At 32.4% G+C, this 8,066-nt stretch carries 9 protein-coding genes; 4 read left to right on the top strand and 5 right to left on the bottom strand.

Going from position 1 to position 8,066, the window contains the following annotated elements:
• The 4 genes from PCY17_RS11415 to PCY17_RS11400 form a co-directional block, all read right to left on the bottom strand.
• Positions 1-1,655 (bottom strand): recombinase family protein (locus PCY17_RS11415; RefSeq protein WP_301395601.1); only part of this gene is annotated, 1,655 nt, incomplete at its 3' end.
• Positions 1,656-1,738: 83 nt separating this feature from the next.
• Complete coding sequence (locus PCY17_RS11410; protein WP_009643544.1) at positions 1,739-1,906, bottom strand: hypothetical protein; 168 nt, start codon at positions 1,904-1,906, stop codon at positions 1,739-1,741.
• A 490-nt stretch (positions 1,907-2,396) separates the two neighbouring features.
• Positions 2,397-2,807, bottom strand: coding sequence for a sigma-70 family RNA polymerase sigma factor (locus PCY17_RS11405; RefSeq protein WP_301395598.1), 411 nt, complete (start codon positions 2,805-2,807; stop codon positions 2,397-2,399).
• A 279-nt stretch (positions 2,808-3,086) separates the two neighbouring features.
• Positions 3,087-3,704: a peptidase E gene (locus tag PCY17_RS11400; RefSeq protein WP_247937024.1), complete on the bottom strand. Its 618-nt coding sequence runs from the start codon at positions 3,702-3,704 to the stop codon at positions 3,087-3,089.
• Between the two features lie 90 nt (positions 3,705-3,794).
• Here PCY17_RS11400 and PCY17_RS11395 point away from each other — a divergent pair, with 90 nt between their 5' ends.
• From PCY17_RS11395 to PCY17_RS11380, 4 genes are all read left to right on the top strand, one after another.
• A complete protein-coding gene (locus PCY17_RS11395; RefSeq protein WP_247937023.1) occupies positions 3,795-4,736 on the top strand; it encodes a YafY family protein in 942 nt (313 codons plus the stop codon).
• A gap of 84 nt (positions 4,737-4,820) precedes the next feature.
• Positions 4,821-5,237 (top strand): pyridoxamine 5'-phosphate oxidase family protein, encoded by a 417-nt coding sequence (locus PCY17_RS11390; protein ID WP_003042823.1) that lies wholly within the window; start codon positions 4,821-4,823, stop codon positions 5,235-5,237.
• 389 nt (positions 5,238-5,626) lie between these two features.
• Complete coding sequence (mobC, locus tag PCY17_RS11385; RefSeq protein WP_247937022.1) at positions 5,627-5,977, top strand: plasmid mobilization relaxosome protein MobC; 351 nt, start codon at positions 5,627-5,629, stop codon at positions 5,975-5,977.
• Positions 5,978-5,982: 5 nt separating this feature from the next.
• Positions 5,983-7,314, top strand: coding sequence for a relaxase/mobilization nuclease domain-containing protein (locus PCY17_RS11380; protein ID WP_247937021.1), 1,332 nt, complete (start codon positions 5,983-5,985; stop codon positions 7,312-7,314).
• Between the two features lie 68 nt (positions 7,315-7,382).
• Here PCY17_RS11380 and PCY17_RS11375 read toward each other — a convergent pair whose 3' ends face one another.
• Positions 7,383-8,042 carry a DNA-binding protein gene (locus PCY17_RS11375; protein WP_247937020.1) on the bottom strand — a complete coding sequence of 220 codons (660 nt, stop codon included), beginning with the start codon at positions 8,040-8,042 and terminating at the stop codon, positions 7,383-7,385.
• Between the last annotated feature and the right edge of the window lie 24 nt (positions 8,043-8,066).

The following is an 8,066-nucleotide window of genomic DNA, read 5'->3' as shown; positions in this document are numbered from 1 at the left end:
ACACACTCAACATGCTCATCATTGTCCAAACTTATATTTAGATCCTCATCAATGATAGGTAGCTTAAAAGTAATGGATTTTAGCCATTGTCCATTTGGTTGCTTCTCTTCATAAATTTGAATTTCAGAAATCAAAGCTGTAATTAACTGTCTACGCTCTACATCATTCATTACCTTGTAAAGTTTATCAAAATAGATCAAAATCTTATATATGTTATCTCCTGTAAGTTTCTCAGCTTCAATAGTTTGTTTCTTTGCTTTCGCATCAATTAACAATGATTCTAAGTCTTCAATCTTATCATACATACGATAAAGTCTATCGTCTAAGTCTTGTTTTCTTCGTTTGTAGTGCTTATCATCAGCATCCAAATTATCTATTTCCTCAATTAGCTTAAATTTCGTAGAATGACTCTTCCTCAATTCTTTCTGGTAATTATCTATCTCTTTTTCTATTTCAGAGGTATCTACCTTCATGTTAATTTTTTCTTGCATCATAGAAGCAAATTTGGGATTGCTTACTATCTTTATAATTACCTCAGCAACTGCATCATCTAACAATTCTTCTCTGATTTGTTTATTGTAAGTACATTTATGACCTCTTATCATATGCCTATGTTTACAGCCATAGTAATAAAAATCTTTATACTTTGTACCATCTTTCTTTTTCTTAATACACTTGTTTCCAAACATTCCCACTCCACATATTGGACATTTTACAATTCCTGAAAGCAGATGTGTGCGTGTATCTTTCCCTTTATTCACATGCTCATATTTCTTTGCTTGAGATTTTAACTTAACTTGAGCTGCTTGCCATAGCTCATCAGAAATTATAGCTTCATGAATACCTTCAGCTATTAAATATTCATCTTGTTCAACTTGCTTATATTCATTTCTTGTTCCATGAACTTTTTCTAAAGTTCTTCTTCCAAAGGCTATTTTCCCGTTATATACAGGGTTTTTTAATATCTTTCTTATAAGACCTGCGTCGAACAATGGATTTTTCCCATTTTGTCTTGGAATTTTTCTTATACCATGATTTTCTAAGTATTTAGAAAGTCCATTGGCTCCAATGGTTGTATTTACATACTGATCAAAAATAGTTCGTATCGCAACTGCTTCTTCCTCATTGATTATCAATTTCCCATCAATCAGTTGATAACCGTAAGGAGCAAACCCTCCATTCCATTTGCCTTCTCTTGCCTTTTGAATACGCCCTTCCATCGTTTGAACACGAATATTTTCCCTTTCAATTTCAGCCACAGCTGATAAAACTGAAATCATCAATTTACCTGCATCTTTAGATGAATCAATCCCATCCTCAACACAAATCAAATTGACTCCAAAATCTTGCATTGTTTGTAGAGTTGATAAAACATCAGCAGCATTTCTTGCAAATCTTGACAGCTTAAACACAAGAACAAAAGATACTCCATCCTTTCCGGATTTTATATCTTCCATCATGCGAGTAAACTGTATTCTTCCCTCAATAGATTTTCCAGACTTTCCTGCATCTTCGTATTCTCCAACAATTTCATAATCATTATAAAGAGCGAAAGCCTTCATTCTTGATTTTTGTGCCTCTAAAGAATAGCCATCTATCTGTATTGATGTAGATACTCTTGTGTAGAGGTATACTTTTATTTTTTCTTTTGACATAGCATTAACCTCAATATATTTCTCTATATCTTTATAGTTTCTAAAAAAGTTTGGACTTATATCTCAAGTATATTATAGCACTTTTATTTCTTTTTCTCAATCTGTGTTTTTGCCATGTCAAAAATATTTTCATTTTCAATGTTATTACTTACTGGTATTGGATCTGGCAGATCATCCAAATCTAAAACACCAGCATACTTTGTAATAAGATTTGCTATCAAATCAGCCAATCCATCCCAGTCTCTATCCACAGGCACACCCCCTTTCTTCAAACTCTTATATAATCAATCTATAGCTTTCTTATCTGACTAAGTTTCATGACATTGACGGGTGCTTTGGATCAGCAACATTGGAATCTCACCACCGCCCCTGTTAAGATGAGCCGGCTTTCACTAAAGAAGTATCATTATCATTACTCAGGTCATAGCTCACAAAGTATCCTTGTTCTTTGCTTTAAGAAAATTTATTTATCGCTCGTTTCCTTATATCCTTATCTTTGACAGTATTCATTTAAACCGAATTTTTTCAGCAGGAAAGTCTTGGCGTAAATTTCTTACGCTCACTAAGTAATTAAAAGTCCCGTCATGGTCTATTCAGTTGTCAAAGAACAAATATTTGAAAGGGATTTTCTTTACATCTTCCTGTTTGCATAAATAGGCTATATCTCTTATCAAAGTAAAGGAGGTCAAACTCCCCTTCACTTTACATAAGGAAAATTTGACCCCTTTGGTTACCGAAGTTTTAAAGTTCTTCGATAATTTTTTTCAGCTTTTCAAGAATTTTGTTTCTTCTTTTGATTAAAGCTGGATGTGTAATACTTTTGAGCTTTGCTACTGAACGAATAGTTTCATCATTGAAATACAAGCGTTCAATAATATCTCTTTCTTCTGCATTGAGCCTTGATATAGCACTTCTGACTGCTTCAATCATCATTTGTGTTTCCACAATCTTTTCTACATCAACACTTTCATCAACAATATTATCTATAAAGTGTCCGTCATGATCCAACGATGAAAAAAAGAGCAAGTGGTTTTTCTTGTCCACCTGCTCTAAATACTTTTCGTGTTCTTTTTCTCGCCAGTAGACTTTATATATCTGCTCGCTGACTTTAACCCTTTGTCCGTTGACATAAAGGTAATATTCTTTTGGCATTTTATTTCCTCCATTTATTTTTTGTCTGCTTGTTTTTAGACAAAAAAGGAGGACTTCTGCACATAGGCATAAGAAGTCCTCTAAAATGAAAGAAGCTATATCTTTCAAAAGATTTTATATTTAATTTTTTATTATATTTTCCTGTATCAAAAAGATCTATGAACTATCTTCATAATATTAATAGACCATGAATAATACATTGTAAATTCCTCCATTACTGTTTAATCCATTTTTACTCCTCTCATGGGTACTCCATAAAATATCACTAAAGTTCCTACACTATTTTTTCAGAATCGTTAACTTATCACCTTTCACCAAAACAACCTCGTTATTACTTATTGGTTGCAAGGTTAATTTTGTCGAATATTGTTCTACAATATTACTTGTTATTTTTTGAAAAGGTGAATTCAAATAATGAGGAACAGTATAGAAATCTACTATCCTAAGTGCTTCATAATTACTTAAATTGGGGGCTTTTTTTATACTATCCATAGAACTTATATATTCAATATTAGGAGCTGTAATGACTGCTCCCGCAGATTCCCCTATATAAATTTTCCCCGAATTTATTGCATTTTTAATTAGTACGTCTGCACCTGTTCTCTTCATTTCCTGCAATAAAAAGAATGTATTTCCGCCGGTAATATAGATTATGTCGTTATCAGCTATCTTAGCTTTCATCTCCTTTTCATTTGCCGTTGATAAATCTAGTACATCAACAATCGCCCCTAAGTTTTCTAACGCTTTCTTTCCTGAATTCACAAAGAAATTAACTTTTTCAACATTACTTGCTGTTGGTATAAACACTATCTTTTTTTCATATAATTCACCTGCAAATTCAGGAAGAAAAGTAGCTACTTCTTTAAAATAAGATGTTAAAAATAATTTTCTGACCATTTGTTTTCACCTCATATTTTTCTTTCACTTATAGTATAATGTATATAGGTTTCAAAATATGACACCTTTATGTTTAGAGGAGATGTTTGAATGAATAAATCAGAGCGACTTAATGATATGATGATATATTTAAATAATAAGAGCTATTTTAACTTAACAGATTTGATGGAGAAATATAATATCTCAAGAAGCACTGCAATTAGAGATGTTCAATCTTTAGAACAGATTGGAATGCCAATATTTTCGGAACATGGCAGGTATGGACGATATGGAATTTTAAAAAACCGATTACTTTCACCTATTATTTTTACCACTGATGAAATGTATGCGATGTACTTCTCCATGCTGACACTAAAAGAGTATCAATCTACTCCTTTTGATTTAGACCTACAGAAACTAAAACTAAAATTTGAATCCTGTATCTCTAAAGAACATAAGCTGAATTTGGACAGAATGGAAACAGTATTCAGCTTTGCATCGTTAAAGCAAGTGAATAATTGTCCATTTTTGAAAGATATATTGTATTTATCAATTAACTATTCTGTATGTGATATTACTTATAAAAGCAAAAATAATGATTATAAATACACTGTACAATTTTTGAATATATCTACATCGTTTGGTCAATGGTATGTGACAACATATAATTATGATAATGACAAAATGCAAGTATTTCGTTGTGATAAAATTCTTTCTTTATCTATCAATGAAAATAAAGAGCCTGTTGACAACTATAGAATTGAAACTTTGAAAAAAACTAATTTCAAAGAAAAGAATTCTACTGATTTTGAAGTAAATATAACAAAAAAAGGTGTAGATTTATTTATAAAAGAAAATTATCCATCAATGTCATTAATTTGGTGTAACAATACACCGATTATCAAAGGATACTACAACAAAAATGAGGAAGATTTTATCTCAAGCTACTTTTCTATTTTTGGAAAAGAAATTATTTCAATTAATCCACCTGAATTAAAAGAATTGATTATTAAAAAAATAGAAGATAATATGACTTATATCAAATCTCTTTAAGTTTGTAGCTAAATTTTAAAGGTTTCAGAATTTGATACTTTTATTCTGTATAATTAAAGCATCCAAAAAAGGAGGTCTTCTGAAATGAATACAAAAACAGAATTTTTAAAAATTATGGCTGAACAAACAGAAATAGCTTTAGCAACATCTGTAAATAATGTTCCAAATGTGAGAATAGTAAATTTTTATTTTGAGCCGGCTGAAAATATACTTTACTTTTCGTCTTTTAAAGGAAACGACAAAATCAAAGAAATAAAATCAAATCCATATGTGGCATTTACCACAATTCCTCACTCAGGAAATGAACATGTTAAAGCTAAGGGGATAGTTCAAAAAAGTTCCAAAACTATTTTTGATATTGCTGAGCAATTTATTGCTAAAATTCCGGATTATAAAGATACTATAGAATATGCAGGAAAATCCTTGATTTTATTTGAAGTAAGATTTGATACGGCTATAGTTACAAAGGATTTAGACACAATTAAAACATTACAGCTGTAAATTGTAACCTATTTACCAAGGTAAAAACCTGAAGATTAATAAGCTTTTATTTTTCAGGTCTTTTAATTGTTAATAAGATTTGCTTTATAATCTTCCAGTCACCCTCATTTTTTTCAATTCCAGGCTGAACTATAACACTTGCATTGCTTTGGTCTGTGTACCAAGATATTTAACCGCTGAGGATAATATGATATAATTTTGTTATAAATTTAAAATTTGCTTAATGCTTGCTTCCCTAATCATTCTTTTGTAGCAAGCACAGTAAGTGTACGGACACTTACGGAAAATTGACGAAGCAGCCCTTGGGGATCTGCTTCTTTTTTTATCAATTTTTAGCTTGTTAGGGAGAACCCTAAGACCCCGAAATACATTCAAAGGAGGAACTAACTATGGCAAATAGAACAAGAAACGAAAGACTTGAAATTAAACTAACTGAAGAAGAAAAGGCTCTTTTTGCAGAGAAAAAAAGACTTGCGAAGTGTAGAAACATGAGCCATTTCATCCGCAAATGCGTTTTAGAAAAGGAAATATATCAAGTAGATTTAGAGCCTTTTCGAGATTTACAAGGATTACTTTCCAACGCTACAAACAACATCAATCAGATTGCAAAGCGAGTAAATTCGACAGGCATAATCTATAAAGACGATATAAACGATATGAAAAAGCAGATTGAACATTTCTCAAAAGAGTTATGGCAAATTCATTCACTACTTCTTAATAGAACATCAGGAGATGATTAGTTTTTATGGCTATTACAAAAATACACCCAATAAAATCGACTCTTAATCTTGCTATCGACTACATTGTAAATGGAGATAAAACAGACGAGCAGCTTTTAGTAAGCACTCATAAATGCCATCAAGAAACTGCCCATACACAATTTTTAAGGACACGAAATGATGCAGGAACAAAGGGAAATGTTCTTGCAAGGCATCTTATTCAATCCTTTTTACCGGGAGAAACTACGCCTGAAATAGCACACCAGATTGGCATGGAGCTGTGTAAAAAGATACTCAAAGATGAGTACGAATTTGTCTTATCTACTCACGTAGATAAGGGGCATATCCACAATCACATCATCTTCAATAATGTAAATATGGTAACAGGTAGGTGCTACCAGTCTAACAAGAAAAGCTACCACCAAATCCGTTATCAGAGTGATAAACTCTGCAAAGAAAATAGCCTATCTGTCATTGACGAGTTTTACGAAAGCTATAAGAAAAAATATAAGATTAACGGTAAATCTTGGTATGAAAACGAACAGGCAAAACAAGGCACTTCTTGGAAAAGTAAACTTCAATTTGACATTGACAGAATGATAAAACAGTCAAAGGACTGGGACGAATTTTTAAAGAAGATGGCTGATCTTGGCTATGAAATCAAATACGGTAAGCACATTGCTTTTAAGCCAAAAAATAAGGCAAGATTTACAAGGACTAAAACAATCGGAGAAGATTATACCGAAGAAAGATTAAAAGAACGAATTGCAGAAAGAGAGTTTATCAAGACTCCCGCCGTCAAAAAACGCATCGGCAATGTTATTGACATGAACACCAATGCAAAGGTAAAGGAAAGCAAAGGCTACGAATATTGGGCAACCAAACATAACCTTCATACAATGGCTGAGTCTGTTATTTATATCAGAGAACATGGCATTAAATCCATTAAACAGCTTGACGAGTATATTCAAAAAGCAGCCGATGAAAGGCAAAATATACAAGAGAAAATCAAGGCTATTGATAAGGAAATGCAGAAGCTTTCCACCACTATGGAGCAAGTTCATACCGTTAAAAAATACAGAGTGTGCTACAAGGAATATACTGCTAATCCGTCTGACAAGGCATTTTTTGAAGAGTACAAAGCTCAGATTACCCTATATGAAAGTGCTCTCTCAGAGCTTAAAAAATCCTATTCCAAGCTCCCAAATTCAAAGGATATTTTAGCTGAGCTTGATAAATTACAAGAAAAAAAGAATAGCCTTATGCAAGAGTATTCTTCCTCAAAATCCACTATGGACGAGCTTTATAAGATACGAAAAAATTACGGAATTTATATGGGTAAGGAGATGGAGAGATAATCTTTATCTCCTTTTTTCGCAAATAAAAAAAGAGTCGGTGCAGTCCCAAGACCACACCGACCATAAGTTTATCTCTCAGCTTCTTTTGATGTTTCTTTCTTTTCTTTAGGCTTTTCCTTATCTTCAGCCTGATATTTTTTGATAGCTCCAAGTACAGACCCTTTCTTTTCTTCTTGCCCTTTCATCTGTTCTTTTGCCTTTAAGAGCTTTGAAGAAAGTACCCTGATGTTGGTATGTTCTTTACCGTTGTCATCAACAGAAGTTCTGATTTGTCCAAAAAGCTTAACAAAATCTCCCTGCTTAAAGTCCTTTGGAATATCACTCTTTTCTCCGTATGCGGAGCAATTATGATATACCTTATTGCCCTCATCATCTTTAGATACTACAGAGAAGTTTACTACTTGAAAGGCTTCGCCGTTCTTATTTTCTCTTTCAACTACATCGATCTTTCCTACAATATTTCCAACGATATTGACAAGATTATCTTTCTCCTCTTGAACATAAGGAAGATCTTTAATCTGCCCCTGTTCTCTTAAATCTTCAATCATGTAATCAAATTCCTCATGCAGTAAATTAACGGTGTCATTGTCCATATAAGCGTCATATAGCTTGTCCAAAGCACTTTCATCATTGATGCCTTTTTCCATGCTTATAATCGCCTTTACAAAGTCCTTGTGGTTATCATTTACCATATCTTCTATTTGATTTCTCATTGCTTTGTAATCCATGTTTTTATCTCCTTTCATGGCAAA

Source organism: Streptococcus sp. SO2 (assembly GCF_030440025.1).
This window is presented reverse-complemented; position numbering and strand designations above follow the sequence as displayed.